At 70.2% G+C, this 25,173-nt stretch carries 26 protein-coding genes; 10 read left to right on the forward strand and 16 right to left on the reverse strand.

All coding sequences use genetic code 11. The annotated features are described in order from the left end of the window. Positions 1–21 precede the first annotated feature (21 nt). The 4 genes from D2K64_RS15255 to D2K64_RS15270 all read left to right on the forward strand — a co-directional run bounded on the left by D2K64_RS15255 (position 22) and on the right by D2K64_RS15270 (position 4,951). Positions 22–1,200, forward strand: a complete 1,179-nt coding sequence (locus D2K64_RS15255; RefSeq protein WP_120009241.1) for a M20 aminoacylase family protein — start codon at positions 22–24, stop codon at positions 1,198–1,200. Next, the gene (locus D2K64_RS15260; protein ID WP_120009242.1) at positions 1,197–2,510 is read left to right on the forward strand and encodes a CapA family protein; all 1,314 of its coding nucleotides are present in this window, start codon (positions 1,197–1,199) and stop codon (positions 2,508–2,510) included. Before D2K64_RS15255 ends, D2K64_RS15260 begins: the two co-directional genes overlap by 4 nt. A gap of 118 nt (positions 2,511–2,628) precedes the next feature. Further along, positions 2,629–4,197, forward strand: a complete 1,569-nt coding sequence (locus D2K64_RS15265) for an ABC transporter substrate-binding protein (protein ID WP_120009243.1) — start codon at positions 2,629–2,631, stop codon at positions 4,195–4,197. 10 nt (positions 4,198–4,207) lie between these two features. After that, positions 4,208–4,951 (forward strand): SOS response-associated peptidase, encoded by a 744-nt coding sequence (locus D2K64_RS15270; protein WP_120009244.1) that lies wholly within the window; start codon positions 4,208–4,210, stop codon positions 4,949–4,951. Here D2K64_RS15270 and uraH read toward each other — a convergent pair. From uraH to D2K64_RS15285, 3 genes are all read right to left on the reverse strand, one after another. Continuing rightward, the gene (gene uraH, locus D2K64_RS15275; RefSeq protein ID WP_120009245.1) at positions 4,936–5,280 is read right to left on the reverse strand and encodes a hydroxyisourate hydrolase; all 345 of its coding nucleotides are present in this window, start codon (positions 5,278–5,280) and stop codon (positions 4,936–4,938) included. The two genes, D2K64_RS15270 and uraH, sit on opposite strands and share 16 nt — an antisense overlap. Then, positions 5,277–6,704 (reverse strand): NAD(P)-binding domain-containing protein, encoded by a 1,428-nt coding sequence (locus D2K64_RS15280; RefSeq protein WP_120009246.1) that lies wholly within the window; start codon positions 6,702–6,704, stop codon positions 5,277–5,279. The genes uraH and D2K64_RS15280 overlap by 4 nt, the downstream gene beginning before the upstream one ends. 70 nt (positions 6,705–6,774) lie before the next feature. Next, the gene (locus tag D2K64_RS15285) at positions 6,775–7,782 is read right to left on the reverse strand and encodes a Bug family tripartite tricarboxylate transporter substrate binding protein (protein WP_120009247.1); all 1,008 of its coding nucleotides are present in this window, start codon (positions 7,780–7,782) and stop codon (positions 6,775–6,777) included. Positions 7,783–7,931: 149 nt separating this feature from the next. Here D2K64_RS15285 and D2K64_RS15290 point away from each other — a divergent pair, with 149 nt between their 5' ends. From D2K64_RS15290 to D2K64_RS15300, 3 genes are all read left to right on the forward strand, one after another. Further along, positions 7,932–8,603, forward strand: a complete 672-nt coding sequence (locus tag D2K64_RS15290; protein ID WP_120009248.1) for a GntR family transcriptional regulator — start codon at positions 7,932–7,934, stop codon at positions 8,601–8,603. 46 nt (positions 8,604–8,649) lie between these two features. Continuing rightward, positions 8,650–10,377 carry an IlvD/Edd family dehydratase gene (locus tag D2K64_RS15295; RefSeq protein WP_120009249.1) on the forward strand — a complete coding sequence of 576 codons (1,728 nt, stop codon included), beginning with the start codon at positions 8,650–8,652 and terminating at the stop codon, positions 10,375–10,377. 149 nt (positions 10,378–10,526) lie between these two features. Next, on the forward strand, positions 10,527–11,909 hold the full coding sequence (locus D2K64_RS15300) for an aminotransferase family protein (RefSeq protein ID WP_120009250.1): 1,383 nt from the start codon (positions 10,527–10,529) through the stop codon (positions 11,907–11,909). 60 nt (positions 11,910–11,969) lie between these two features. Here the strand turns inward: D2K64_RS15300 and D2K64_RS15305 are convergent, their stop codons facing one another. Then, positions 11,970–13,022: an alpha/beta fold hydrolase gene (locus D2K64_RS15305; protein WP_120009251.1), complete on the reverse strand. Its 1,053-nt coding sequence runs from the start codon at positions 13,020–13,022 to the stop codon at positions 11,970–11,972. Between the two features lie 233 nt (positions 13,023–13,255). Between D2K64_RS15305 and sugE the strand changes: the two genes are divergently transcribed. Further along, positions 13,256–13,570, forward strand: a complete 315-nt coding sequence (gene sugE / locus D2K64_RS15310; protein WP_120009252.1) for a quaternary ammonium compound efflux SMR transporter SugE — start codon at positions 13,256–13,258, stop codon at positions 13,568–13,570. Between the two features lie 84 nt (positions 13,571–13,654). Further along, positions 13,655–14,941 (forward strand): M20 family metallo-hydrolase, encoded by a 1,287-nt coding sequence (locus D2K64_RS15315; RefSeq protein WP_120009253.1) that lies wholly within the window; start codon positions 13,655–13,657, stop codon positions 14,939–14,941. A 34-nt stretch (positions 14,942–14,975) separates the two neighbouring features. Here the strand turns inward: D2K64_RS15315 and D2K64_RS15320 are convergent, their stop codons facing one another. The 4 genes from D2K64_RS15320 to D2K64_RS15335 all read right to left on the reverse strand — a co-directional run bounded on the left by D2K64_RS15320 (position 14,976) and on the right by D2K64_RS15335 (position 17,676). Beyond that, positions 14,976–15,356: a MarR family winged helix-turn-helix transcriptional regulator gene (locus D2K64_RS15320; RefSeq protein WP_157985872.1), complete on the reverse strand. Its 381-nt coding sequence runs from the start codon at positions 15,354–15,356 to the stop codon at positions 14,976–14,978. Positions 15,357–15,491: 135 nt separating this feature from the next. Continuing rightward, on the reverse strand, positions 15,492–16,022 hold the full coding sequence (locus D2K64_RS15325) for a YcbK family protein (protein ID WP_238384219.1): 531 nt from the start codon (positions 16,020–16,022) through the stop codon (positions 15,492–15,494). 573 nt (positions 16,023–16,595) lie between these two features. Beyond that, on the reverse strand, positions 16,596–17,126 hold the full coding sequence (locus D2K64_RS15330; protein ID WP_120009256.1) for a YceD family protein: 531 nt from the start codon (positions 17,124–17,126) through the stop codon (positions 16,596–16,598). Then, the gene (locus tag D2K64_RS15335) at positions 17,104–17,676 is read right to left on the reverse strand and encodes a ubiquinol-cytochrome C chaperone family protein (protein ID WP_120009257.1); all 573 of its coding nucleotides are present in this window, start codon (positions 17,674–17,676) and stop codon (positions 17,104–17,106) included. Before D2K64_RS15335 ends, D2K64_RS15330 begins: the two co-directional genes overlap by 23 nt. 77 nt (positions 17,677–17,753) lie before the next feature. Here D2K64_RS15335 and D2K64_RS15340 point away from each other — a divergent pair, with 77 nt between their 5' ends. Then, positions 17,754–18,401, forward strand: a complete 648-nt coding sequence (locus tag D2K64_RS15340) for an outer membrane protein assembly factor BamE (RefSeq protein ID WP_238384221.1) — start codon at positions 17,754–17,756, stop codon at positions 18,399–18,401. 27 nt (positions 18,402–18,428) lie between these two features. Here D2K64_RS15340 and D2K64_RS15345 read toward each other — a convergent pair whose 3' ends face one another. The 8 genes from D2K64_RS15345 to D2K64_RS15380 all read right to left on the reverse strand — a co-directional run bounded on the left by D2K64_RS15345 (position 18,429) and on the right by D2K64_RS15380 (position 25,167). Then, complete coding sequence (locus D2K64_RS15345) at positions 18,429–19,616, reverse strand: MFS transporter (protein WP_120009258.1); 1,188 nt, start codon at positions 19,614–19,616, stop codon at positions 18,429–18,431. Then, the gene (thiL, locus tag D2K64_RS15350; protein ID WP_120009284.1) at positions 19,616–20,581 is read right to left on the reverse strand and encodes a thiamine-phosphate kinase; all 966 of its coding nucleotides are present in this window, start codon (positions 20,579–20,581) and stop codon (positions 19,616–19,618) included. Before thiL ends, D2K64_RS15345 begins: the two co-directional genes overlap by 1 nt. Before the next feature lie 118 nt (positions 20,582–20,699). Continuing rightward, complete coding sequence (gene nusB / locus D2K64_RS15355) at positions 20,700–21,194, reverse strand: transcription antitermination factor NusB (RefSeq protein ID WP_202910679.1); 495 nt, start codon at positions 21,192–21,194, stop codon at positions 20,700–20,702. Beyond that, the gene (gene ribH, locus D2K64_RS15360) at positions 21,194–21,673 is read right to left on the reverse strand and encodes a 6,7-dimethyl-8-ribityllumazine synthase (protein WP_120009260.1); all 480 of its coding nucleotides are present in this window, start codon (positions 21,671–21,673) and stop codon (positions 21,194–21,196) included. The genes nusB and ribH overlap by 1 nt, the downstream gene beginning before the upstream one ends. A 25-nt stretch (positions 21,674–21,698) precedes the next feature. Then, on the reverse strand, positions 21,699–22,823 hold the full coding sequence (gene ribB, locus D2K64_RS15365) for a 3,4-dihydroxy-2-butanone-4-phosphate synthase (RefSeq protein ID WP_120009261.1): 1,125 nt from the start codon (positions 22,821–22,823) through the stop codon (positions 21,699–21,701). Beyond that, positions 22,820–23,437 carry a riboflavin synthase gene (locus tag D2K64_RS15370; RefSeq protein ID WP_120009262.1) on the reverse strand — a complete coding sequence of 206 codons (618 nt, stop codon included), beginning with the start codon at positions 23,435–23,437 and terminating at the stop codon, positions 22,820–22,822. Before D2K64_RS15370 ends, ribB begins: the two co-directional genes overlap by 4 nt. Continuing rightward, positions 23,438–24,592 carry a bifunctional diaminohydroxyphosphoribosylaminopyrimidine deaminase/5-amino-6-(5-phosphoribosylamino)uracil reductase RibD gene (gene ribD / locus D2K64_RS15375; RefSeq protein WP_238384220.1) on the reverse strand — a complete coding sequence of 385 codons (1,155 nt, stop codon included), beginning with the start codon at positions 24,590–24,592 and terminating at the stop codon, positions 23,438–23,440. Further along, positions 24,589–25,167 carry a GNAT family N-acetyltransferase gene (locus tag D2K64_RS15380; RefSeq protein WP_157985873.1) on the reverse strand — a complete coding sequence of 193 codons (579 nt, stop codon included), beginning with the start codon at positions 25,165–25,167 and terminating at the stop codon, positions 24,589–24,591. Before D2K64_RS15380 ends, ribD begins: the two co-directional genes overlap by 4 nt. Positions 25,168–25,173: the final 6 nt, after the last annotated feature.

A 25,173-nucleotide genomic window follows, 5' to 3' on the forward strand; every position in this document is an offset into this window, starting at 1 on the left:
CCGTCAGGGATCCTTTCCACCATGCCCGTGCTGAACCGCATCGCCGATTTCCACGCCGAGATGACCGCTTGGCGGCAGGATCTCCACCGCCATCCCGAATTGGCCTTCAACGAGCACCGCACGGCGGAGGTCGTCGCCAGGAAGCTGCGTGAGTTCGGGGTGGACGAGGTGGTGACGGGCGTGGCCGGGACCGGCGTGGTGGGCGTGATCCGCGGCGTCTCTCCTGGCCGCAGCATTGGCCTGCGCGCCGACATGGACGCGCTGCCGATTGCCGAGGAAACCGGCCTGGACTACGCATCCGCCACGCCCGGCACCATGCATGCCTGCGGGCATGACGGCCACACCACCATGCTGCTCGGTGCCGCGCGCTACCTGGCCGAGACGCGCAACTTCGCCGGCACGGTGCAGGTGATCTTCCAGCCGGCTGAGGAAATGGGCGGCGGCGCCGAGGTCATGGTGAAGGAAGGGCTGTTCGAGCGCTTCCCGGTGGACCGCGTCTTCGGCATCCACAACTGGCCCTCCCTGCCCGCCGGCGAGTTCTTCTGGCGCGAGGGCCCGCTGATGGCCGCCGTCGCCGACATCGAGATCACCATCACCGGCCAGGGCGCGCACGGTGCCATGCCGCACCAGGGCAACGACCCGGTGGTGATCGCGGCCACGCTGGTCACCGCGCTGCAATCGGTGGTGGCGCGCAACGTGGAACCGGTGGAGGCCGGCGTGGTCACCATCGGCCGCATCGAGGGCGGCCACGCCTTCAACGTGATCCCAGAAACGGTCAGCCTGCGCGGCACGGCGCGCTGGTTCCAGCCGCATGTGGGCGACGTGCTGGAGAAGAAGGTGACGGAGCTGGCCACGGGCATCGCCGCGGCCTTCGGCGCCAGCGCCGCCGTGCGCTTCACCCGCATGTACCCGGCGACGCTGAACGAGGCCGAGTCCACCCGCCTCGCGGTGCGCGCCGCCGCGGCCGTGGCGGGCGAGAGCCGCGTGTCCGAACTGCCGCAGCCGACCATGGGCGGTGAGGATTTCGCCTTCATGCTGAACGCGCGGCCGGGTGCCTACCTGTTTCTCGGCGCCGGCCGCAGCGCGAGCGATCCCGGGCTGCACCATCCGAAGTTCAACTTCAACGACGCGCTGCTGCCGGTCGGCGCCTCCTTCTTCGCAACACTGGCCGAGCAGTTGCTGCCGAGGGACGCGGCATGAGCCGCGCGCTTTCCCTGGCGCTGACCGGCGACAGCATCCTGCAGCGCCGACTGCTATCCGCCGCCGATCCGGAGTTGCGGCCATTGTTCGACCGCATCCGTGGCGCGGATCTGGCCTTCACCAACCTGGAGGTGCTGGCCAATGATTTCCGCGGCGATCCCTCGCTGGAATGCGGCGGATCGCATTTCGGCGCCCCCGCCTGGGTGCTGGACGAACTGCGTGAGGCAGGCTTCGACCTGTTCGCCACCGCCACCAACCATTGCCTGGATTATTCCATCTCTGGCCTGATGCACTGCATCGAGGCGCTGGAGGCGCGCGGGCTATGCTTCGCCGGCATCGGCCGCAACCTCGAGGCGGCGCGGCGCCCGGCCTATCTCGACCATCCGAACGGCACGGTGGCGCTGCTATCCTGCTCCTCTTCCTTCCAGCCGGGGAACGAGGCGGGGCAGCAGACCGCCGACATGCAGGGCCGGCCGGGCCTGAACCCGCTGCACTTTGACACGCTGCACGAGGTGACGGCGGCGCAGCTGGCGGCGCTGCGGCAGATCGCCGAGGAACTCGGGCTGGAGCAGCAGCGGCAGCAGATCCTGAAGCTGGGCTTCGGCCATCCCCCCGCCGAGGGCGTGTTCCCCTTCGGCAAGATGAATTTCCGCGCCGCCGGGCGCACCGCGCTGCGGCTGACTCCGCGCGAGAAGGACATGAGCGGCATCGCCCGCTGGGTGCGCGAGGCGCGGCTGTCGGCCGATCTCGTCTTGGTCAGCCTGCACGCGCATGAGCAGGGCGCGGACAAGGAGAGCCCGGCCGAGTTCATCCCAATCTTCGCCCGCCGCATGATCGACGAGGGTGCCGACCTGGTGGTGGGCCACGGGCCGCACTTGCTGCGCGGCCTGGAACTCTACAAGGGCCGGCCGATCTTCTACAGCCTGGGCAATTTCATCGGCCAGAACGAGCTGGTGCCGCGCATCCCGAGCGATTCCTACGAGCGCTTCCGGGCCGACCCGTCGCTCACGCCCGGTGCCGTCTACAAGGTGCGCACCGCCGATGACACCAAGGGCTTTCCCGCGGACCGCCGGTTCTGGGAAAGCGTGGTGCCGTTCTGCCGCTTCGAGGAGGGGCGCCTGACGGCGATGGAGATCCAGCCGGTCAGCCTCGGCCTCGGCGAGGCGGCGCATCGCCGGGGCCGGCCGCGGTTGGCGAAGGGCGAGGAAGCGGAGCGCATCCTCGAACGCTTTGCCATCCTGTCGGAGCCCTACGGTACCCGCTTCGCCATGGCCGATGGCTGCGCCCGGCTGGTGCTGCCAAGCGGCTAAGCGGATGCGGCCGGCTTGACGCTGCGCGTCGCTTGCCGTTCCCTGCACCTGGGAACCACGCCAAAGCGCGCGCTGCTGCACCGCCAAAGGATGCGTCATGCCCACTCCTCCGCTCTCCATGTCCCGCCGCACCTTCCTTGGCGCCGGCGGCGCCGTCCTGGCCGCACCGCGCCTTGCCGCCGCGCAAGGGGCACGTGTGCTGCGCTTCGTGCCGCAGGCTGACCTCGCGGTGCTGGACCCGGTGTTCACCACCGCCTCGGTCACCGCCAATCACGGCTTCATGGTGTTCGACACGTTGTATGGCTGGGACAAGGACTACCAGCCGCAGCCACAGATGGCCGCGGGCCATCGCATCGAGGATGACGGCCTCACCTGGATCATCACGCTGCGCGACGGCCTGCGCTTCCACGATGGCGAGCCTGTGCGGGCGCGCGACTGCGTCGCCAGCATCCAGCGCTGGGGCGCGCGGGACATGTTCGGGCAGGAGGTGATCGCACGCTCGCACGAGATCCAGGCGATTGACGACAAGACCCTTCGCTTCCGGCTGAAGACGCCGTTCCCGCGCCTGGCCATGGCGCTGGGCAAATCCTCCTCCAACGTGCCGGTGATCATGCCGGAGCGGCTGGCAAAGACCTCGCCCAACACCCAGGTGACCGAGATGGTCGGCTCCGGCCCCTACCGGTTCCTGGCCGGGGAGCGCATGGCCGGTGCCCGCGCCGTCTATGCCCGCTTCGATGGCTACGTGCCGACGCCGCACGGCGCGCCGAGCCGAACCGCCGGCCCGAAGATTGCGCATTTCGACCGGGTGGAATGGAACATCATTCCCGATCAGGCCACCGCCGCCGGCGCGCTGATGAATGGCGAGGTGGACTGGGTGGAAAGCACCTCCAGCGACATCGCCCCCATGCTCGGGCGCTCGCGCGACGTGACGCTGTCCTACAGCGACGATCTGTACCAGGTGATCCTGCGCTTCAACCACCTGCACCCACCCTTCAACAATCCTGCGGTGCGCCGCGCCCTGCTCGGCGCCATCAGCCAGGAGGAGATGATGCAGGCCGCCTACGGCACCGACCCGAAAGGCTGGAACGCGGGCACCGGCATCTTCACCTCCGACAGCCCGATGGCCAGCGATGCCGGGCTGGCGCCGCTGAAGGGCAAGCGGGACTATGCCAAGGTGAAGCGCGACCTCGCCGCCGCCGGCTATGCGAACGAGAAAATCGTGATGCTACAGGCCGAGGATTACCCGACCCTTCGCGCCGTGGCCGAGGTGTCGGCGCATGTGATGCGTGAATGTGGCATGAACGTGGAAAGCCAGTCAGGCGACTGGGGCACCGTCAGCACCCGCCGCGCCAACCGGGAGGACATCACCAAAGGCGGCTGGAGCGCCTTCTGCACCGGCCTCAGCTATTCGCTCGATCCGTCCGGCCATCTCGGCCTGCGCGCCAACGGTTCAAAGGCGTGGTTCGGCTGGCCGGACAGCCCAAAGCTGGAGGCACTGCGCCAGGAATGGTTCGGCGCGGAAGGGCTGGAGGAGCAGAAGCGCATCGGCAGGGCCATGCAGGAGGTCGCGATGCAGGAAGTACCCTACATTCCGCTCGGCGAATACCGGCGGCTGCAGGCGGCGCGCGCCGACCTGTCCGGCTTTCCCGCTGGCGCGGCCTATTTCTGGGGCGTGAAGCGGGGCTGAGGCAGGGCCGATGTGCGGGCGCTACTTCCAGTATCGCGAAGCCGAGCGGCTCGCCGAGCATTTCGCCGTGCCCGGCCCCCTCTCCAATACACCACCATCCTGGAACGTCGCGCCCACCCAGGATGCGCCGGTGGTCCGGCGGAACCCGGAAACCGGGTCACGCCACCTCGGGCCGCTGCGCTGGGGGCTGGTGCCGCGCTGGGCCAAGGATGCCTCGGGCGGCGCGAAGCTGATGAATGCGCACGCGGACGGCGTGGCGGAGAAGCCCTCCTTCCGCGAAGCCTTCGCGCGGCGCCGCTGCCTGGTGCCGGCGGATGGCTTCTACGAATGGCGGGCGGAGGGCAAGGCGAAGCAGACCTATGCCGTGGCACTCCGGGACGGCGCACCCATGGCCTTGGCCGGGTTGTGGGAAGGCTGGCAATCGCCCGATGGCACTTGGCTGCGCAGCTTCTCCATCATCACCACCGAGGCCAATGCCAAGCAGGCGCTGGTGCATCACCGGATGCCGGTGATCTTGCCCCGGGAGGCCTGGGCCACCTGGCTGGGCGAGGACCCGGCGGAGCCTGCCGCGCTGCTGGAGCTGTTGCGCCCCTGCCCGCCCGAATGGCTGTGCTGCTGGCCGGTGGACAACCGCGTCGGCCGCGTGGCGGAGAATGATGCGGAGCTGCTGAACCGCGATCCCTTCGCCGCGCCGCCACCGGAACTGGACGATCCGCCGGTGCTTCATCCGCCGGCGCTTCAGGACCCGCGATAAGTGCTGAAGGACCAGGGCGAGCACAGCAGCGGCACGTGGTAGTGCCCCTGCCCCTCGGCCAGACCGACCGGCAAGGCCACCACCTCCAGGAAGCGCGGCTGCGGCAGGCCGAAATATACGCCAATGGCGAAGCGCAGCTCATAGCGACCGGGGCGAAAATTGTCGGGCGCCAGCAGCGGCGCATCGGTCCGGCCGTCGCCATTGGTGACGGCGCGGGCCACGCATTCCGGCGCCGGTTCCATGCGCCAAAGCTCCACCGCCACGCCTTGGGCCGGCCGGCCGGCGGCGGTGTCCAGCACATGGGTGGTCAGCGCGGAGGGCCTGCTCATTCCGCCGCATCCTGCAGCAGCTCCGCAGGGATGTCGGAGGTCAGTTCCGCGAGGTCGAAGGCCCGCAGCGCCGAGAGGTGCGCCTCGGCATCCTCGCGCCACAGGGCGCGGCAGATGCCGTCCACCAGCCGCGGTACACCATATTTCATGCCGCTGATGCTGGCGCCGGACAGCCCCATCGACAGCGTCGCCGCGTAGGTCATGCAATGGATGCGCGGCAGCGCCGGGGCGGCGCCAAGCTGCTTCTCCTGGAAGCTGAAATCGTCCGACAGGTAGGGCGAGACGCCGCAGAGCGCGCTTTCCTCGCCTTGCGGCGGGGTGAAGGCGTCGCGCCACAAGCGGATCTGGCGGGCAAACGGCGCCAGCTCCGGCCGCAAACCGAAATCGAAGGTGAAGCCGGTGCCGAGCACCACGGCGTCGGCGCGGAAGCTGCCGCGCGGGGTCTCCACCTCCACCTCATCCCCCACCATGCGCACGCCGGAAGCCGGCGCGCCCATCACCAGATTGAAGCGTGGATCATCGGCCACGCGGTTCCAGCTTTCCTGCGGCGGCGGCTGGTTCAGCTCGAAGATGTGGCGGGTGAAGCGCCATTTCAGCAGGTCCGGCAGGGCGTGGTACTGACCGAGATAGCCCGCCTGCTCCATCCAGCGGAACGGGTTGACCCGCGGCATGCGGCGGCGGCGCACCAGCATGGTGGCGTGGGACACCCCCTCCTCCAGCGCCACAGCCAGGTTGTCGAAGGCCGAGGCGCCGGCGCCCACCACGATCAGCCGCTTGCCACGCAGCGCCGCGAAGTCGATCGCCTGGGCGGTGTGCAGCACCCGCTCCGCCGGCAGCCGGTCGAAGGGCGCCGGCATCAGCCAGGCACCGGAGCCGTCCATGCCGGTGGCCAGCACCAGCCGGCGGGCCCGCACCATGGTGTCCCCCCGCGGCGTGGCGAAGCGCAGCAGCAGCAGCCCATCGGCATCCTGGCCGATCGCCTGAAGGTCATGACCGTGGCGCACCGGCAGCGCCAGAACACGCTGGTACCAGTCGAGGTAGCGCTGCCAATCCTCGCGGCCGATCTTGTGCAGCCTGTTCCAGGCATCGTCGCCGTCACGGGCGGTGAAGAAGGCGCGCGGCGTCAGCGCCGGCACGCCCAGGTCGGGGCCGTTGACGTGCTTGGGGGTGCGCAGCGTGCGCATGCGGGCGAAGGTGGTCCAGACGCCGGTGCCGCCCTGCGGGGCGCGATCGAAGATGGCGACGTTCTCGACCTTCTGCCGCTGCAATCCGAAGGCCGTGGCGAGGCCGGTCTGCCCGGCCCCGAGAATGGCCACGTCCAGCACGCCCTCGCCATGCGACGGCACCCAGGCATGCGCCGGGTAGTCGAGGTAGGCCAGCTGCTGCCGGACCTCGGTCTCCAGCGCGGCAAGGGCGTCGGGCATGGCGCAATTCCGTGAACAAACAATTGCACCGCACCATGCCGCGCGCGGCCGTGCCGTCGCAAGGGTTGCGTCAGTCCATCCGCATGCCGGCGATCTCCACCGCGGCCTTGAAGCGGGCGGCCTCGGCCGCGAGAAAGGCGCGCGTGCTTTCGGGCGTGCTGTCGTCCCGGGGATCGGTGCCGCTGTCCAGCAGGCGCTTGCGCACCGCCTCATCCTTCAGCGCGGTGTTGGCCGCGCGGTTCAGCGCCGTGGTGACCTCGGCCGGCATGCCCTTCGGCCCCACCATCACCGTCCAGGTGGACAGTTCATAGCCCGGCACGCCGGCCTCCTGCAGGGTCGGCACGTCGGGGAAGTTGCGGTCGCGGGTGGTGGTGGTCACTGCCAGCAGCCGCAGCATGCCGTCGCGGATCTGCCCCACTACGGAGGCGATCTGGTCGATGGTGAACAGCACTTCCTGCTTGATCAGCGCTTCCGGCACCGAGGCGCCGCCGCGATACGGAATATGCGTCGCCGGCGCTTCCGCCAGCTTGGAGAACAGGGATGCGGCCAGGTGCCCGATGCCGCCCACGCCGGAGCTGGCATAGCCATCCTGACCCTTCTCTTCCCGCAGCTTGGCGATGAGCTGCTCGACGCTGGTGATGCCGGAGGCCGTCGGCACCACCAGCCCGAGGGCGCTGGTGCCGATCACCGCCACCGGCGTGAAATCCTCCGCCGGGTCATAGGGCGCGATCTTGGGCTGCGCCGCCGGCGCGACGCCGAGGGTGGAGGCGGACCCGACCAGCAGCGTGTAGCCATCGGGCCTGCTGCGGCGAACATATTCGGCGCCGAGCGCACTGCCGGCACCCGGCTTGTTTTCCACCACCAGCCGCGCCTGCGGCCCCAAGGCCGGCCCCATGCGGTCAGCCAGCAACCGGCCGGCAAGGTCGGTGGCGCCGGCCGGCGCGAAGGGCACGGTGATGGTGATGGTGCGATCGGGGAAGGCCTCGGCGGCCCGCACGGGGCGGGCGGCGGCGGCGGCGGCGCCCAGCAGCGCCAGGGCAAGCGGCCTGCGGCCCAGCTTCGTGGGATCGATCAACATGTGTGCGTTTCCTGTTCTGGTTCTTCGTCGGCGGCACTCTCGCTACGGGTCTGCATTCGAGTCAACGGGATTGTCGACAAAATCATCGACAGCTATGCTGCTCAACCTGGCAGGAGGGACGGCCTGCCATCGCACAGGAGATCGCTGCCATGGCCGAGCCCGTCCGCGCCACGCCGCCCACCACCCTGCTGCCCGTCATCCTGGCGGCACTGGAGGAAGACATCGTGTTCGGCCGCCTGCACCCCCGCGAGCGGCTGATCGAGGAAGAGATCGCCGCCCGCTTCGGCGCCACCCGCCACACGGTCCGACAGGTCCTGGTCGAGCTGGAGCGCCTGCGGCTGATCGAGCGCATTCCCAATCGTGGTGCGCTGGTGAAGGCCTACAGCCCGGCCGAGGTGCAGCAGCTCTACGCATTGCGCGAAATGCTGGAAACCCAGGCCGCGGCGCTGATCCCGCTGCCGCTCGGCGATGATGCGCTGGCGCCGCTGCATGCGCTGCAGCGGCGTCATGCCCAGGCGGTGGCAGCCAGCGACGCCCGCGCGGTGTTCCGGGCCGACCTGGCCTTCCATCGCGCGCTCTATGCGCATTGCGGCAACGTCTTCCTGGCCGAAACCATCGAGGAGCTGGGCCAGCGCGCGCAGGTGATCCGCTATGCCAGCCTGCGCAGCCAGGCCAGCATGGAATGGGCGCGGGACCAGCACGCCGCCATGTTGGACGCGTTGCGGGACGGCGAGCGCGACACCCTGGTCACGCTCTGCGCCGCGCATTTTCACCCGGCCCGCCAAGCCTATCTCAGCCAGCACCCCGCGCTGCTGAGCTGACCCGCCCGATCCTGCCTGACAGACCCCATCCGGAGGAACCCTGCCCGTGACCGACGCCCCTAACGACGCTGCTGACGACGCCATCGGCCTGAACCGTGGCCTGACGAATTACGGCGACAAGGATTTCGCGCGCTATCTGCGCCTGTCGATGGCGCGCTCCATGGGCCTGTCCTCGTCCCTGCTGAAGAAGCCGGTGATCGGCATCGCCGCAACCTATTCCGAGTTCAACAACTGCCATCGCGGCGTGCCCGACCTGGTGGAGGCGGTGAAGCGCGGCGTTCTGGCGGCCGGCGGCCTGCCGCGCGAATTCCCCACCATCTCGCTCGGCGAGCCGTTCCTGAACCCGACGGCGCTGGTGTTCCGCAACCTGATGGCCATGGACACGGAGGAGATGGTGCGTGGCCAGCCAATGGACGCCGTGGTGCTGGTGGGCGGCTGCGATAAGACGGTGCCGGCGCAGCTGATGGGCGCCATCTCGGCCGACGTGCCGGCGATCCAGGTGGTGACGGGGCCGATGTCCACCGGGCGGTGGCGCGGCGAGCGGCTCGGCGCCTGCACCGATTGCCGCCGCTTCTGGGGCAAGTTCCGCGCCGGCGAGATCGACCAGGACACCGTCGACGAGATCGAGGGCAACCTGGCCACCACCGCCGGAACCTGCGCGGTGATGGGCACCGCCTCCACCATGGCCTCGCTGGCCGAGGCGCTGGGCATGATGCTGCCCGGCACCGCCGCCATCCCTGCCGTCCACGCCGACCGCATCCGCTCGGCCGAGGCTTCGGGCACGGCGGCGATGATGCTGGCGACGCAGAAGCTGCGGCCGTCGCAGATCGTCACCGAGAAGGCGGTGGAGAACGCGCTGCGCGTGCTGCTGGCCATCGGCGGCTCCACCAACGCCATCATCCACCTGACGGCGATCGCCGGGCGCGCCGGCATCAAGGTGGACCTCAACCGGCTCAACGTGCTGTCGGACGAGACACCGGTTCTGGTGGACCTCAAGCCCACCGGCCCCTTCTACATGGAGGACCTCTACGCCGCCGGCGGCATCGGCGCGGTGCTGCGCGAGTTGCGGCCGATGCTGCACCTCGACGTGATGACCGTCACCGGCCAGACGCTGGGCGAGCGGCTGGACGCCGAGCCGGGCTATGTCGATCGCGCCGTGGTGCGCGCGCGGGAGGAGCCGCTGCAGCCGCAGGGCGGGCTGGTGGCGCTGTTCGGCTCCCTGGCGCCGCGCGGCGCCATCCTGAAGCGAGCCGCCGCCGATCCGGCGCTGTTCGAGAAGGAAGGCCGCGCCGTGGTGTTCACCTCGCTGGAGGACCTCGCCGCCCGCATTGACGACCCGGATCTCGATGTGACCGCGGAGGATTTCCTGGTGCTGCAGAACGCCGGGCCGCTCTCCCCGTCCGGCATGCCGGAGGCGGGCTACCTGCCGATCCCCGGGAAGCTGGCGCGGGCGGGGGTGAAGGACATGGTGCGCATCTCGGATGCGCGGATGTCCGGCACCGCCTACGGCACCATCGTGCTGCACGTGGCGCCGGATGCCGCCTCGGGCGGGCCGCTCGCCCTGGTGCGGAACGGCGACCGCATCCGGCTGTCGGTGCAGAACCGCTCCATCGAGCTGCTGGTGGAGGAAGCGGAGCTGGCGCGGCGCCGCGCCGACCAGCCCGACACCTCGGCCAAGGCCAAGCGCGGCTATGCGCGGCTGTACCGCGAGCAGGTGCTGCAGGCCGATGAGGGTTGCGACCTGGCCTTCCTGCGCGCCGATCCGGATGCCTGAGCGGCACGGCCACGGCCTCTGAACGCGGGAGGTCAAAAACCCCCTGGTCGTGGCGCGGGGCGGCGGGCATCCTGCTGCCCTTGCCGCCCGCATCGCCTGCTGGCCACGCATCCGCGCCCGGTTCGACCGCTTCCGCTGAGAGGCCCATCATGAACTTCGTTGCCAAGTCCAATGACGTGTCTGCGCTGATCGAGGCCGATCGCGCCCATGTCTGGCACCACCTGTCGCAGCACAAGGCCTACGAGACCGTCGACCCGCAGCTGATGGTCGAGGGCAAGGGCATGCGCATCTGGGACGCGCGCGGCAAGGAATACCTGGACGCCACCTCGGGCGGCGTCTGGACGGTCAATGTCGGCTATGGCCGCGAGTCCATCGCGGATGCGGTGCGCGACCAGCTGGTGAAGCTGAACTACTTCGCCGGCGCCAAGGGCAGCGCGCCCGGCGCGTTGTTCGCGAAGAAGCTGATCGAGAAGATGCCGGGGCTGAGCCGGGTGTATTATTCGAACTCCGGCTCGGAAGCGAACGAGAAGGTGTTCAAGATGGTGCGCCAGATCGCCGCGCGCCATCACGGCGGCAAGAAGTGGAAGATCCTGTTCCGCGAGCGCGACTATCACGGCACCACCATCGGCGTGCTGGCCGCCTGCGGGCAGCCGCAGCGCAACGCGGATTACGGCCCCTTCCCGGACGGCTTCGTCGAGGTGCCGCACTGCCTGGAATATCGCAACCAGTATCCGGGAGCCGATGATTACGGCATCGCCGCAGCCGATGCGATCGAGCAGGTGATCCTGCGCGAAGGGCCGGACACGGTGGGCGCCCTCTGCCTGGAGCCGATCACCGCGGGCGGCGGCGTCATCACGCCTCCCGCCAGCTATTGGCCGCGCGTGCAGGAAATCTGCCGCAAATACAACGTCCTGCTGCATATCGACGAGGTGGTGTGCGGCCTGGGCCGAACCGGCAAGTGGTTCGGCTACCAGCAATATGGCGTCCAGCCCGACTTCGTGACCATGGCTAAGGGCCTCGCCTCCGGCTACGCGGCGATCTCCTGCACGGTGACCACGGAAGCGGTGTTCAACCTGTTCAAGGACAACGCCGCCGACACGATGAGCTATTTCCGCGACATCTCCACCTTTGGCGGCTGCCTGGCCGGTCCGGCCGCAGCGCTGGAGAACATGCGGATCATCGAGGAGGAAGATCTGCTGCAGAACACCGAGGCGATGGGCCAGCGACTGCGCGGCAACCTGTTGGCCCTGATGGAGCGCCACGCGGTGATCGGCGACGTGCGCGGCTGCGGCCTGTTCTACGGCGCCGAGCTGGTGGCCGACCGCGCCAGCAAAGAGCCGCTCGCCGAGGCCAAGGTGCAGGCCGTGGTGGCGAAGTGCATGGAGCTCGGCGTCATCATCGGCGCCACCAACCGTTCGCTGCCGGGGCTCAACAACACTCTGACGCTGAGCCCGGCGCTGATCAGCACGCCGGACGACATCGACCGCATCGCCGCCACCATCGGCGAGGCCCTGACCGCCGTTTGCGGCTGACTAGCCGCCGTCGGAAGGCTGACCGGGCCGGACGGGAGGTCCCGCCGCCCGTCAGCCGCCTCAGCGAATGGCGGCCGGTTCCGGCAGTTCGGTCAGGAAGCGCCCCATTTCGGCGGCCCACAGCCAAGTGAAGCCGGTGGTGCCATGACCACGTGGTTCGCTGCTGGCCGGGATCAGGTGAAGGCGCGCCATCGGCATCCGGGCCAGCGCCTGTTCCATCAATCCGGTTTCCGGCGGGCTGCGCTCGTCAGCGGCCGAGTTGATCGCCAGCACCGGCACCCGGATGCGCTCCAGCTCCTGCGGATTGTATTCGCGCAACGCGTTCCACCGGTACATCACATCGTTGGCGTCGCCGTTCAGCGGCGCCTTGAGGCGGGCGTCGAGCAGCCTGTCGGCGGCCTCGCGCGTCGGCGCCTGGGCCTCGGCCTGGAAGGCCAGGGTGCCGCCACTGATGGCGATGCCGAAGAAGGCATCGGCCATCTGCACGGCGCGCGGCTGCGTGGTGTACTCGCCGCCCTTCCAATCCGGATCGTTGCGCATCGCGACGCTGATCATCCGCTGCAGCATCCCGTTGCGGCTCGCCATCTCCGTAAGCTGCGACGCCATCGGCACCAGCGCGTCCGCCATTTCCGAATAGGTGGTGCCCCACAGCGACGCATGCATGCCACCCATCGAATTGCCCAGCACCAGCCGAAGATGACGGATGCCGAGCCCTTCGGTCACCAAGCGGCACTGCGCCAGCACCATGTCGTCGTCATTGTAGTCCGGGAACCGGGCGCGCATCCCGTCGGACGGCTTGGCGGGCCGGCCAGCGCCGATCGAGTCGGGAATGATGTTGAAACACTTCCGCGCATCCAGCGAACCGCCGGAACCGAACAGCGGCTTGGCGAAGGGCGCGGTCAGCGCGCTGGCGGACGAACCGTTGGTGCCATGCAGCACCAGAACCGGCTGCCCGGTTGGCTCACCACCCTGGTGCAGGCAAGGCGCAGTTTCGGCAGCACTTGGCCGGTCTGGAATCCCGGGCGATCCATTCGCCCTGCCGGGATCCGGGTAGCCGGTTGCGCGGGCGGGTGGCAGGCCCGGTGCGAGCAGGGCCGGCAACAGGGCGGCCATGGCCGCGAGGCTGCGGCGGGTGATGGTCTGCGGTCCCTCCCCCGAAATCCGGTGCCGGTTGCAGTCTAGTTGCGATGTAGAAACGATCTGCCCGCGCCGGAAGCACGGCAAGCATCCGCACCCTTCACTCTCCCGGCGCCGCGATCTATGTTCGGCCTGCCGGAAGGACGACCTTCCCCCGCACAGGCACCCTGGCCGGGACGACCCGCCTCCTTTCGCGGAGTTCCTTTCCCATGGCCTGGATCTTTCTGTTCATGGCCGGCCTGCTGGAGATTGGCTGGGCGGTGGGCCTGAAATACACCCACGGCTTCACGCGCCTCGTTCCGAGCCTGCTGACGGCGGCCAGCATGATCGCCAGTCTGGGCCTGCTCGGCTTGGCGCTGCGCAGCCTGCCGCTCGGCACCGCCTATGCTGTCTGGACCGGCATCGGCACGCTCGGCACTGCGGTGCTGGGCATCCTGTTGTTTGGCGAGGCAGCCACGGCGGCACGGCTGGCCTGCATCGGGCTGATCGTCTGCGGCATCGTCGGATTGAAGCTGGCGGCCTGAAGCCGGCCGCACGAAGACCCTTTGCTTCGGCGCGGCAGGCTGCCAGGAAGAAGCTTGTTGCCCCGACCGCCAGGAAGCCATGCCATGCCCGATCCCGCCCCGACCGCCCTTCCCGTGGACGAGGCACGGCACTGGTCGCGGCTGATGCAGATGGCCGAGTTGGGGGCGATCCCCGGCCCGTCTCCGGAGGACCGCGGCGTCAACCGCCCCTGCCTGAGCCCGCTGGACCGCGAGGCGCGACGCCTGTTGATCCGCTGGGCCGGGACGGTCGGCCTGACCGTCAGCATCGATGAGATTGGCAACCTGTTCCTACGCCACGAGGGCACCGACCCGTCCGCCGCGCCGGTGCTCAGCGGCAGCCATATGGACAGCCAGCCGAATGGCGGCCGCTTCGACGGCATCTGGGGCGTACTCGCGGCCTTCGAGGCGGTGCAGGCGATCCGCGACGCCGGCATCGCCACGCGGCGCCCCATCGAGGTGGTGGCCTGGACCAATGAGGAAGGCGGCCGCTTCGCCCCCGGCTGCATGGGCAGCATGGCCTGGGCCGGCATCGAGCCGCCCAGCGCCTGGGATGCGGTGACGGACACCGCCGGCACCACCTTCCGGCAGGCGCTGGACGAGCACCTCGCGGCCGAGGCCGACCTGCCCCGCCGGGCCTTGGGTCCGACGGGTGGTCCCTCGGGGCGGGCGCCCCACGCCTATGTAGAAGCGCATATTGAGCAGGGGCCGCTGCTGGAGGCCGAGGGCCTCGACATCGGTGTGGTGAGCGGCATCCAGGGCAGCCGCTGGTTCACCGTGGAGATCAGCGGCAAAACCGATCATGCGGGAACGGCGCCGCTCCGCCTGCGACAGGATGCGGTGCAGGACATGCTGCGCGCCATCACCGCGCTGAACGCCCTGACGCATGATCCGGCCGACGTGCTGCGCTTCACCGTCGGCAAGGTCGAGGTGCTGCCCAACTCATCCAACACGGTGGCCGACACCGCCCGGTTCTCGGTGGATCTGCGGCATCCGGACGCCACGGTCCTCATGGCCCGGGGCGATGCCATCGCCGGCGTGGTGCAAGCGGCGGTGCGCCACTGCCGCGCCACGGTCCGGGAACGGTTCCACGCCCTGCCCACCACCTTCGACCCGAGGGTGCCCGAGGCCGTAGAGCGCGCTGCCGCCTCATTGGGCCTGCGTGCGCGGCGCCTGGCATCCGGCGCCTTCCATGACGCGCAGTTCGTCGGATCGGTTTGCCCCAGCGGGATGATCTTTGTGCCGAGCCGGGCCGGCATCAGCCACCATCCGGCGGAATACACCAGCTCCGCGCAGCTGGCGGCGGGCACGCGGGCACTGGCGGCCACGCTCCTCGACTTGGCGCAGAGCTAGGCTGCGGCGCTTTGTCCGCGCGGCGCGGCTCTCGTCAGCCCGCACCGCCGCGTCGGGCCTGCAGGCGTTGATCCAGCCGCCCCAGCAGCGCGGAGCAGGCCGCCAGCTCCTCGTCGCTGAAGCCCGCCAGCAGCTCCGCTTCCACCGCCGTGAGCCGGGCCTCGATCGCCAGCGCCGCCTCGCGGCCAGCTGGAGTCAGAACCAGACGGCGGGCGCGGCGGTCGCCGGTATCGAGCTCGCGCCGGACCAGCCCGGCCTTGTCCAGGTTGTCGAGCAACCGCACCAGGCTCGGCCCCTCAATCGCCATGATCGCGGCCAGATCCTTCTGACGCAGCTTTTCGCCCGTGCGGCTCAGCCAGACCAGGACGCGCCAGCCGGAGTCGGGAAAAATCGTCTTCTGGATTTCGGCATCCACGGCCTGGCGCCAAAGCCGCGCCAGTTGCAACAGGCGCAGGCCGAAGGAGGCGCGCGCTCCGCCCATCTCGCTTCGCATAGGAACAGATACCGTGCGAACTATCCCGCGGGCAAGATGATGCTGGACGCGCGCTGCTTACCAGCGCCGCGGCGGCCCGCAATCGAGATGCACGAAACCGTCGCGCCGGTAGAGGCCCACGCCACCGACCTGCATCTCCGCCGCCATGCGGGCGACGCCATAGGCATTGGACCCGGGCAGGCGGAAATCCGCGGCCATTCCCGACATATGCAGGCTGACCTCGGACACCCGACTGGTGCGCAGCGCACCATTGTGCTCCGGCGTCCGGTAGCCGCTGGAGATCTGATAGAATTCGGTGTTCCCGAGACCTTCGGCCACCACGTGCAGAACGTCGAACAAGCGGGGATCCATGGGCGTCACCTCCGCCGCCGATAGGTCGCGGAACACCCAGTCCAGCTTGTGCAGCGCTTCCCGGTCGTAGCGGCCATCGCGGAAATACACGCCGTCGAACCTGTCCTCCGTGGCGACGCGCTGCACCCGCAGGCTGCGCATCGGCGGCAGCGGCGGCTGGGCACGCGCGGCACGGGGCACGGCGGAGCAAGCCAACAGGCCGAGGCCAGCCGTGATGATCTCGCGCCGGACGGTCATGGCAGGATCGCAGCAGGGGCAGGTGTCGGGGTGGGATCGACGGAACATCACTCGATCGGGTCTGTTGGGGGAAAGAGAACTTGACGGAAAGCCGTGCGTTGCGGCGTGGCGCACGCCAGCAGCGCCGCACCCGCGATCAGGGCAACCCGGCCGTTGCGGTGCCGCACAGTGCTCGCTCCAGGCCTCTGCGGACATGGCACTGATGAACCGTTCTGCACCCTGGCCATATCCTGTGCGGCCAGGCTGGAAGGGCTCCGGGGAACCGTCACGCTCCGCGCAAGTCTCGGCGACGCTGCCTCCACTTCCCTGCCCGGCATCGCCGGCAGGGCATCATCGCAGGCGTCGGTGCCGAGCCGGCGACCAGACTGCCCACCGACCTGTCGTGGCGGTGGCCGCAGTCCGGAAAACCCGGCCGAACCGGCCCCCAGCGGCGACGCCTTGGACAGCAACCGGTTCTGCATCGTTCTGCGGCACATCACATTCATCCGCAGCCATCCTAGGACGCCGGATTGCCCTCGACCAGAGTTAAAGTACCCGGTTGAAAAAGCCTCCGAAGCTTTTGTTTTTTATTGTTTAAGCTTGGCCAGAAGCTTTTCCACCTTTGAGCACTGCGAAAGGGTTCCGGCGCACCTCCTGCTCTGCGTCCGGCGCTTCCGTCAATTCCGGCGGCAGGCTGGCTCCAGGGGCGCGAGGATAAGGATCCAGCGCCAGCGACAATTGCTCGGCCAGCGCCTCGCCCAGTTCCATGACACCGTTCTCCGTCGGGATCTCGTCAGGGCCGGCCGCTTCGTCGGCTGGCTCGCGGCCACTGGGCAGGAAGCGCCAGTCGACCTCCTCCCGCACCGCCTGCGGCACCGGCTCCAGCGTCACGACGCAGTTCTGCACCACCGCGGCTTCCAGGCTGCCGCGCACGCGGATGGTGCCGCCCGGCTCCGGCCGCAGCACCAGCTCGCCCTGCAATTGCTCCACCGCCAGGATGCCGAAGCGGCGCGCCAGGGCAGCACACTCCTCCGGCGTCGCGGTCAGGCTGCGGGTTCGGCCTTCCGGCGGCACGGCGGCAAAGGGCAAGGGGCGGGAGAACTCAGGCTCCAGCATCTCGGTCATGGGGCGCTTCCTCCAGGGCAGGAAATCGGGCCTCGCCGCGCAGCAGGGCGTCCAGCGGCTGGGCCGCGAGGGATGTGTCGGTGGCCAGCGCGAGAGCCGCGAGCCGGCGGGGCTGCGCCGCGTCCGCCGGGAGGGCGCCGCGCCAAACGTTGCGGGCCAGCGCCTCCGCCAGGGCCGCGCCGTCGCCGCTCTGCAGCGGTGCCTCATAGGCCTGGGCGCGGCCATGAAACGCCTCCCACATGTTCTTCACCCGGCGTGCGATCGACATGTCGCCGACACCCATCTCGCGCAGGTTGAAATCCATGTCGGCGAACATGGCATCGAACACCGCCTGCGCGATTCCCGGGCCGCGCGGATCGGGATCGCGGTGCAGGCGCCGAATCAGCAGCGCCACCTGCAGGCCGATCAGGTCGAACCGCCCATCCAGGGTGTCCGGCACGGCCAGTTCGGTGAAGAACACCGGCTGGCGCGCGGCACGCACGGCGGCGCCGTACAGCTCGAAGCCCAGCCGCTCATGCGGCTTGCGGCGGAACAGGCCGAACAAGGCCATGGAAACAGGCTCCTCTGCGCCGGCGGGGTGCGGCGCTGGTTGACCCCGCTGCGGGGCGGTGGCAATCGACCGTGCAGATGGACCGCTCGCCGATCCGGGTCAATCCGGTCCTCGGCGGGCGCGCCACCTCCCCCTTCGTCCCTGACGGGCCGCCGGGTGGAAAACTGGATCTCAGCTTCAGGATTTCGGTGCACACCGTGAGCTTCTGCCAGACCCCCTGCCGCAAGACCAAACCGCGCCACACCAGGCTGCGGGCTGGCCTGATGGCGCTGGCCGTGGCGCTGCCGCTGGCCGGCTGCTCGGTGTTTCAGGCCCGCCCGGTCCAACATGGCAACAAGGCCGATCCCGACCTGCTGGCCCAACTGGTGCCGGGGGTACAGACTCAGGCCGACGTGCAGGCGCTGCTGGGCTCGCCCAGCGTCACCGGCACCTTCGACCCGAGCACCTGGTACTACATCTCCTCGGTCAGCCGCATCCAGCCCGGCAGCAACCCCTCGAGCGAACAGGAGCGCGTGGTGGTGATGCGCTTCGACGAGGGCGGGGTGTTGCGCAACATCGAGCAGCGCGGCCCGGACACGATGCGCGATGTCGGCATGGTGGACCGCACCACCCCGGTGCCGGGCACCGACCGCACCCTGCTGCAGGCCCTGTTCGGCAATATTGGCCGCGTCGGCGCCGGCGGGATCGGCACCGAGCAAGGGCCCGGCACCGGCCCCGGCCGCTAGCCGCGCCGGGCGTGGCGGCTGCGCGCCTCAGGCCAGGGCGCGGCGCCGCTGCAGCAGCATCAGCCCCAGCGCGAGGGCGAGGGCCGGGAACAGCAGCAGGTTCAGCATCGTCCAGCCCGCCTGGGCGTGAATGGCGCCGGACGCGAAGGCGGTGCAGGCCACCGTACCGAATACGATGAAGTCATTGGCCGCCTGGGCACGCACCCGCTCTTCCGGCCGGTGCGCCTCCGACAGCAGGGTGGTCGCGCCGACGAACATGAAGTTCCAGCCCACCCCCAGCAGCATCAGCGCCACGGAGAAGTGGCCGAAGCGCTCGCCGGACAGGGCCACGGCGGCGCAGGCCGCTGACAGCAGCGTGCCCACCAGGATGATCCGACGGGCGCCGAAACGGGCGATGAGCCGCCCGGACACGAAGCCTGGCGCAAACATCGACACGGCGTGCAGCTGGATCACCGTGGCGCTGGCGCCGATGCCGAAGCCGCACAGCATCATCTCCAGCGGCGTGGCCGTCATCACCAGGTTCATGGTGCCATAGGCCACCGCACCGGTCAGAGCGGCGGCAACAAAGGCCGGGCGAGCCAGGATCTCCCGCAGCGGAGTCGCCACGGCAGTGCGCGGCGGTGGCGGCGGCAGCACCGTGCGCGACAGCAGCGCCACGCAGATCAATGGCAGCAGGGCCAGGATCAGGTAGGTGCCCAGGAACAGGAAGGGCGCCAGGGTATCCCGGGTGTGCTTCACCAGCTCCGGCCCGAAGATCGCGGACAGGATGCCGCCCGCCATCACCAGCGCCACGGCGCGGGGGCGATAGGCCGGCGTCGCCACCTCGGCGGCGGCGAAGCGGTAATGCTGCGAGATGCCGAAGCCGAGGCCGGCCGGGATGGCGCCGAGGCAGTATAGCGGGAAGCTGCCGGTCCAGACGCCCAGCGCGAAGACGATGCTGCCCAGAAAGGCGCCAGCCGCGCCCAGCACGAAACCGGCGCGCCGCCCCAGCCGGGCGAAGACGATGCCGGCTGGGATCGAGGCCGCCATGGTGGCCGCCATCTGCAGCGCCATCGGCAGCGTCGCCAGCGACTTGTCGGTGGCCAGGCTGTGGCCAATCAGCGCCGACATGGCGACCTGCCCCACAGTGGACGCATTGGTCAGCGCTTGGCACAGGAACAGCAGCCAAACATTGCGCTTCATCAGCGCGGCATCCGCCGGGGCCATGGCCGACATCAGAAGTGACTCCATCCGCTGCGGCCAAGCGGCATCACCCTGCCGGACCTGTCACGCACCGTAACCGTCGAATCGCCCGGCACCAAATGGCCGATCCGCGCCACCGGCGTCGCACAGGCCTCGGCCCGCCCGGCGATCTCGGCCGCCCTCTCGGGCGGTGCCGCGAACAGCAGCTCGTAATCATCGCCACCGGTCAGCAGATCGCCGAGCCGACCCGGATGCTCCCGCAGCCATGCCGCCGCCGGCGCCGACAGCGGTACCGCCGCCGCGTCCAGCACGGCGCCGCAGCGCGAGGCGCGGCACAGATGCCCGAGATCCTGCACCAACCCGTCCGACACATCCATGGCCGCCGTCGCCAGACCCACCAGGGCCTGGCCGAGCCCCAGCCTGGGCTGCGGCAGTTGGTAGCGGCCGGCCAGCCTCCCTTGCGGGTCCGCCACCTCTCCGCGGCGGGCCCGAAGCCCGAGCACGCCGTCGCCGATGCTGCCGGAAACCCACAGATCCTGGCCAATCCCTGCCCCGCCCCGGCGCAGCGCGGTGCCGGGAGCCACATGGCCGAGGATGGTGAGCGACAGGCTGACCGGTCCGGCGGTGGACACCGTGTCGCCGCCCAGGATCGACAGGGCGAAACGCCGCTGATCCTCCGCCAGTCCGGCCGCGAAGCCGGCGAGCCAGTCCACCCCCCGGCCCGGCGGCAGCGCCACCGTCAACAGGTAGCCCAGCGGCACCGCGCCCATGGCTGCCAGATCGGACAGGTTGGTGCGCAGCAGCTTGCGGCCAATGGTTTCCGCCGGGTCATCCGGCAGGAAGTGCACGTTCTCCACCATGGCGTCGGCGGCCAGCACCAGCTCACGTCCCGGCGGCGGGCGCAGCAGGGCGGCATCATCGGCCAGGTCCAAGGCGCCGGGCCCGGCCAGCGGGCGGAAATAGCGGTCGATCAGGTCGAATTCGGGTGGCAGCGTCATGCCGCGCAATGTGCGCGGCGCGGCGCCCTCGCGCCATGGGGTCTGCCGCGCCGGGCTGTTGTTGCCGCCACTCGGCCGTCCCCCTGCCCGGCTCGCCGCGGCGCCCTGGGCGTGGCTGCTAGCGCTGGAACTCCGCGGCGCGCAGCGAACGCGCCATGGCATCCAGCACGCCATTGGCGAAGCGGGGCTCGTCGCCGCCGAAGAAGCCGTGCGCGATATCCATGTATTCGTTGATCACCACGCGGGCGGGCGGCTGGCTGCCGGAGGACAGCTCGAAGGCCGCCGCGCGCAGCAGGGCCCGCAGCACCGGATCAAGCCGTGCCACCGTCCAGGTTTCGGCCAGGTGGCCGGCCAGGATGGCATCCAGCGCCTCCGCCTGGCGCGCCACGCCGCGCACGACGCCGGCGAAGAGCGGCACATCGGCCTGCGGCACTCGGCCATCGTCGAAGCCACCGGCATCGGGGCCGATGCGGTGGCGGACAAACTGGTCGATCACCGATTCGGCGGCCTCGCCGGATTGCTCGCTCTGAAACAATGCCTGGATCGCGGCCACGCGGGAGCCGGTGCGGGGGCGGCCGGGAGCGCCGCGCTTCTGAGTCTGGGCGGCGCTCATCATGCATCACTCCAGCGGCGGGCCAGCAGGATTTGTCCGATCAGCGCATGCGCCGCCTCGGCCCCCTTGTTGTGGCGGTTCGCGGCCGAGCGCGCCTCGGCCTGCGCCAGCGTTTCCACCGTCAGCAGCCCGAAGCCCAACGGCATGCCGGTTTCACCGCTGATGTCCATCACGCCCTGGCAAACGGCCTCGCAGATGAACTGGTAGTGGTCGGTCTCGCCCTTCACCACGCAGCCATGCAACAGGAAGCCGTCCCAGCCACCCTTGCGGATCGCCATGCGCAGCGCCGCCGGCAGCTCGAAGGCGCCGGCCACGTCCACCACGTCCAGCGTGGCGCCGGCCTCGGCAAGGACGCGTTCGGCGCCGTGCCGCATGCCGGAGACCACGGCCTCGTAGTAAGGCGCCTGGATCAGCAGGATGCGCGGCGCCGGTCCTGGAATGACGGGGGTGGCGCGCTCCGGCGCGTCGATCGTGCTCATCGCGGGGTACTCATGCAGGGATAACTCATGCAGGGCCGGAATCGATCGGGCGGGTTTCGGCCACGGTGAGGCCGTAACCCTCCAGCCCGACGATCGCCTTGGGATGGTTCGTCAACAGGATCATGTCGCGCACGCCGAGATCGGCCAGGATCTGCGCACCGATGCCGTAGTCGCGCAGTTCCGGCGGCTCAACCCGGGCGCGGCCGGCACGGACCCGCTCGGACAGGGCGGTGGCCCTGACATCGCGGATCAGAACCACGATGCCGCGCCCCGCTGCCTCGATCTGCCGCATGCAGGATTGCAGCTCGCGCGGTCCGTCGCTGCCGATGATGTCCGAGAACAGGTTCACGGCGTGCATGCGCGCCATCACCGGGCCGGGGCGCTGCAGATCGCCCTTCACCAGCGCCACATGCTCCCCGTATTCCAGGGAATTCGCATAGACCACGAGGCGCCACTCGCCGCCGGCGGCCTCGATGCGGCCTTCCTCGACCCGCTTCACCATGCGCTCGGTGCGGCGGCGGTGCCCGATCAGGTCAGCGATGGTGCCGAGCTTGAGGCCATGGTGTTGGGCGAAGGCCACCAGGTCCGGCATCCGGGCCATGGTGCCGTCCTCGTTCATGATCTCGCAGATCACGCCGGCCGGGTTCAACCCGGCCAAGCGGGCGAAATCCACCGCCGCTTCGGTATGCCCGGCGCGTACCAGCGTGCCGCCCTCCCGCGCCACCAGCGGAAAGACGTGGCCGGGGGTGACGATCTCCTCGCGCCGGGCCTCGGGGTTGATGGCCACGGCCACGGTGCGGGCACGGTCGGCGGCGGAGATGCCGGTGGTGACGCCGTCGCGCGCCTCGATCGACACGGTGAAGGCGGTCTGGTGCCGCGTGCCGTTGGATTGCGCCATCAGCGGCAGGCCGAGCTGCTCCACCCGCGTCTTGGTCATCGCCAGGCAGATCAGCCCGCGCGCGTGGCGGGCCATGAAGTTGATGGCGTCCGGCGTGGCGAACTGGGCCGGGATCACCAGGTCGCCCTCGTTCTCGCGATCCTCGTCATCCACCAGGATGAACATGCGGCCACGCCGCGCTTCCTCCAGCAGTTCCTCGGTCGGGCTGAGGAACTCGGAAAAGGAGGTGCGGGTCTGCAACGCGCTGCTCATGCCTTCGTATCCCCCAGGTTGAACTGCCGCAGCCGGGCCACGTAGCGGGCCAGCATGTCGATCTCGATGTTCACCCGCGAACCGGGCCGCAGATCGCCCAGCGTGGTGACGCCCGCGGTGTGCGGGATGATGTTGACCCCGAAGCTGGCACCCTCGACCTCGTTCACCGTCAGCGACGCACCCTCGATGCTGATGGAACCCTTGGGCGCCACAAACGGCGCGAGCTCCGGCGGCAGCCGGAACCAGAGCCGCAGCGAGCCGTTCTCCGGCGTCACCGACAGCAGCTCGGCCACGCCGTCCACATGCCCGGACACCACGTGCCCGCCCATCTCGTCGCCCATCTTCAGGGCGCGCTCCAGGTTGATGCGGCTGTTCTCGCGCCAGCTGTCCAGCGTGGTCTTGGACAGGGTTTCGCCCGAAACCTCCACGATGAAGCGATCGGTCTGCAGGGCGACCACGGTCAGACAGCAGCCGGAACAGGCGATGGAAGCGCCGATCGCCGCCCCTTCCAGCCAGCCGGCCGGCGTTTCGATGGCGAGGCGCATGTCGTGGCCGCCGCCAATCGGCTCGATCGCGGCGATCCGGCCGGTGGCGGTGATGATGCCGGTGAACATTCAGGCAGGGTCCTCATGCGGCGCGGCGAGGCTGACATATTCGCTGAGCAGGTCCGGCCCCAGCGCGGTGAGCCCGGTGCGACGATATCTGGGCATGGCTTCCAGCAACACCAGCGCAAGCGCGTCCGCGGCGGGACGCCCATCGCCGCCCATCACCGCCGGAGCATGGAACCAGGCGAGCCGGTCCACGAGGCCGGCCCGCAGCAATCCGGCGGCCAGCGCGGCGCCGCCCTCGCTCAGCACGCGGGTCAGCCCACGGGCCGCCAGCGCCCGCAGCAGCGCCGGCACGTCGAGGCCGGGGCCGGCGGCGGGCGGCACCTCGATGAGTTCGGCACCGACGCGGCGCAGCGCCTCCAGCGATGCTCCGGAATGGCCGGGCCGGGTGGCGATCCACACCGGCCCTCCGCCGCGGAACAGCCGCGCCTCCGGCGGCGTCCGCAGCCGCGCATCGGCCACCACCCGCACGGTGGGCACTGGCGCGTAGCCGGCGATCCGGCAAGACAGCTCCGGATCGTCGGCCAGCACGGTTCCGCTGCCCACCAGGACGGCATCATGCCTGCCGCGCAGCACATGGGCGGCACGGCGCGCGGCCGGGCCGGTGATCCACTGGCTTTCCCCGCTGCGGGTGGCGATGCGCCCGTCCAGCGTGGTGGCCAGCTTCAGCGTGAGCATCGGCAGGTTCCGTGCCAGCCGCTTCAGGAAGCCCTCGTTGACGCTTCGTGCCTCCGCCTCCAGCACGCCCACCGTCAGCGCGACGCCGGCGGCGGCCAGCCGCCCCAGCCCCGCGCCATCCACCCGTGGGTCGGGATCGCGCAGCGCCACCACCACGCGGGCCACACCGGCCGCGATCAGCGCATCGGTGCAGGGCGGAGTGCGGCCCCAATGGCAGCAAGGCTCCAGCGTGACGTAGACGGTGGCGCCGCGGGCGGCCTCGCCGGCGCGACGCAGCGCTTCCGTCTCGGCATGCGGGCGGCCGCCGGGCGCGGTCCAGCCGCGACCCACCACGGCGCCGTTCTTCACGATGACGCAGCCGACCGACGGGTTCGGCCAGGTATTGCCCACGCCCCGCGCCGCCAGCGCCAGTGCGGCGCGCATATGCGCGACGTCCTGCAGCGTTTCCGGCACCATCGTCAAGGGCGTGAACAGGGCACTCATGCGGCGTCGCGATCCAAGTCCCGTGCCAGCGCCTTGGCCAGCACGCTGTGCGGGAGGGTCACGCCCAACACCGGCTCGGCCCGGCGGCCCGCGGCCTGCAATTCATAGCCGCGGCGGCGGAACAGGCCGAGGGCTCGGAGATGGCCGCTTGGCACGCGCACCCGCAGGGCGGTGACGCCATCCGAAGCCAGCGCCGCCTCGAGCGCCGCTAGCAGGGCGGACCCGATCCCCTGCCCGGTCGCCGCCGGCGCGACCCACAGCCCGGTCAAGCGCGCTGTCGCGGCACCAGGAGGCGCCGCTTCTGCCAGGATGCAGCCCCATGGAAGCGCCCTCGGCCCGGCCAGCAGCAACGGACCGCCGGTTGCGAACAACTCCTCGAAGCGGGCCGCGTCGGCGCGGGCGCGCAGGCCGGCGGGCAGCAGCGCCGCCGCCCCCTGCGCGAAGGAGGCCGCGGCCAGCACCGCCAGCGCGGCATGGTCGCGCGGCTTGGCGGGCCGGACCGGAATACCGGCCGGGACGGAGACGGCGGAATTTCCCGCGCCGGCCAGCGCCGCGGGATGGAAGAGCTTCACCACGATGGT

The sequence above is a fragment of the Teichococcus vastitatis genome, from assembly GCF_003604215.1.
Lineage (GTDB): Bacteria > Pseudomonadota > Alphaproteobacteria > Acetobacterales > Acetobacteraceae > Pseudoroseomonas > Pseudoroseomonas vastitatis.

Bases quoted from the DNA above. Each gene is read 5' to 3' on its own strand.
- D2K64_RS15255 (WP_120009241.1), top strand. From the start codon at position 22: ATGCCCGTGCTGAACCGCATCGCCGATTTCCACGCCGAGATGACCGCT.
- D2K64_RS15260 (WP_120009242.1), top strand. From the start codon at position 1,197: ATGAGCCGCGCGCTTTCCCTGGCGCTGACCGGCGACAGCATCCTGCAG.
- D2K64_RS15265 (WP_120009243.1), top strand. From the start codon at position 2,629: ATGTCCCGCCGCACCTTCCTTGGCGCCGGCGGCGCCGTCCTGGCCGCA.
- D2K64_RS15270 (WP_120009244.1), top strand. From the start codon at position 4,208: ATGTGCGGGCGCTACTTCCAGTATCGCGAAGCCGAGCGGCTCGCCGAG.
- uraH (WP_120009245.1), bottom strand. From the start codon at position 5,280: ATGAGCAGGCCCTCCGCGCTGACCACCCATGTGCTGGACACCGCCGCC.
- D2K64_RS15280 (WP_120009246.1), bottom strand. From the start codon at position 6,704: ATGCCCGACGCCCTTGCCGCGCTGGAGACCGAGGTCCGGCAGCAGCTG.
- D2K64_RS15285 (WP_120009247.1), bottom strand. From the start codon at position 7,782: ATGTTGATCGATCCCACGAAGCTGGGCCGCAGGCCGCTTGCCCTGGCG.
- D2K64_RS15290 (WP_120009248.1), top strand. From the start codon at position 7,932: ATGGCCGAGCCCGTCCGCGCCACGCCGCCCACCACCCTGCTGCCCGTC.
- D2K64_RS15300 (WP_120009250.1), top strand. From the start codon at position 10,527: ATGAACTTCGTTGCCAAGTCCAATGACGTGTCTGCGCTGATCGAGGCC.
- D2K64_RS15305 (WP_120009251.1), bottom strand. From the start codon at position 13,022: ATGGCCGCCCTGTTGCCGGCCCTGCTCGCACCGGGCCTGCCACCCGCC.
- sugE (WP_120009252.1), top strand. From the start codon at position 13,256: ATGGCCTGGATCTTTCTGTTCATGGCCGGCCTGCTGGAGATTGGCTGG.
- D2K64_RS15315 (WP_120009253.1), top strand. From the start codon at position 13,655: ATGCCCGATCCCGCCCCGACCGCCCTTCCCGTGGACGAGGCACGGCAC.
- D2K64_RS15325 (WP_238384219.1), bottom strand. From the start codon at position 16,022: ATGACCGTCCGGCGCGAGATCATCACGGCTGGCCTCGGCCTGTTGGCT.
- D2K64_RS15330 (WP_120009256.1), bottom strand. From the start codon at position 17,126: ATGACCGAGATGCTGGAGCCTGAGTTCTCCCGCCCCTTGCCCTTTGCC.
- D2K64_RS15335 (WP_120009257.1), bottom strand. From the start codon at position 17,676: ATGGCCTTGTTCGGCCTGTTCCGCCGCAAGCCGCATGAGCGGCTGGGC.
- D2K64_RS15340 (WP_238384221.1), top strand. From the start codon at position 17,754: ATGGACCGCTCGCCGATCCGGGTCAATCCGGTCCTCGGCGGGCGCGCC.
- D2K64_RS15345 (WP_120009258.1), bottom strand. From the start codon at position 19,616: ATGTCGGCCATGGCCCCGGCGGATGCCGCGCTGATGAAGCGCAATGTT.
- thiL (WP_120009284.1), bottom strand. From the start codon at position 20,581: ATGACGCTGCCACCCGAATTCGACCTGATCGACCGCTATTTCCGCCCG.
- nusB (WP_202910679.1), bottom strand. From the start codon at position 21,194: ATGAGCGCCGCCCAGACTCAGAAGCGCGGCGCTCCCGGCCGCCCCCGC.
- ribH (WP_120009260.1), bottom strand. From the start codon at position 21,673: ATGAGCACGATCGACGCGCCGGAGCGCGCCACCCCCGTCATTCCAGGA.
- ribB (WP_120009261.1), bottom strand. From the start codon at position 22,823: ATGAGCAGCGCGTTGCAGACCCGCACCTCCTTTTCCGAGTTCCTCAGC.
- D2K64_RS15370 (WP_120009262.1), bottom strand. From the start codon at position 23,437: ATGTTCACCGGCATCATCACCGCCACCGGCCGGATCGCCGCGATCGAG.
- ribD (WP_238384220.1), bottom strand. From the start codon at position 24,592: ATGAGTGCCCTGTTCACGCCCTTGACGATGGTGCCGGAAACGCTGCAG.